Below are 859 nucleotides of genomic sequence, written 5' to 3' on the forward strand. Positions count from 1 at the left end.
GTCGCCGAGCTGGGCGGCACCCGTCTGAAGGCGGCCTTCGAGCTGCACCTCGCCAAGGAGTTCCTGCGCGAGTCGGTGCACCTGGCGCTGGCGCCCGAGGGCCGGATCATCCCCTCGCCCGTGGACGGCAAGGAGAACCGCGTCTACCGCGAGCCGGTCGGCGTGGTCGGCGTGATCAGCCCGTTCAACTTCCCCTTCCTGCTGTCGCTGAAGTCCGTCGCCCCCGCGCTCGCACTGGGCAACGGCGTGGTGCTCAAGCCGCACCAGAACACGCCGATCGTCGGCGGCTCCCTGGTCGCGAAGATCCTCGAGGACGCGGGGCTGCCCGCCGGGCTGCTCAACGTCGTGATCACCGACATCGCGGAGATAGGCGACGCCTTCATCGAGCACCCGATTCCGAAGGTCATCTCCTTCACCGGCTCCGACCAGGTCGGCCGGCACGTCGCGACCGTCTGCGCCTCCCTCTTCAAGCGCGCGGTCCTGGAACTGGGCGGCAACAGCGCCCTGGTGGTGCTGGACGACGCCGACGTGGACTACGCCGTCGACGCGGCCGTGTTCAGCCGGTACGTCCACCAGGGCCAGGTCTGCATGGCCGCCAACCGCATTCTGGTCGACCGGGCGGTGGCCGACGAGTTCACCGAGAAGTTCGTCGCCAAGGTGCGCACGCTCAAGGCCGGCGACCCGCGCGACCCGGAGACCGTCATCGGCCCGGTGATCAACGCCCGGCAGGCGGACGCCCTCACCGGCGTCGTCGAGCAGGCCCTCGCCGAGGGCGCCACCGCCCTGGTGCACGGCGCGCGCCGCGACAACCTGGTCGAGCCGTCCGTCGTCACCGGGCTGCCCGCAGGCTCCGCCCTGC

At 71.2% G+C, this 859-nt stretch carries 1 protein-coding gene; it reads left to right on the forward strand.

All coding sequences use genetic code 11. The features are described from left to right. The coding region (locus tag LPA54_RS33265) for an aldehyde dehydrogenase family protein (protein WP_228984458.1) at positions 1-859 on the forward strand (859 nt) is incomplete at both ends.

It is taken from the genome of Streptomyces sp. DH12 (assembly GCF_020873895.1).
Classification (GTDB): Bacteria; Actinomycetota; Actinomycetes; order Streptomycetales; family Streptomycetaceae; genus Streptomyces.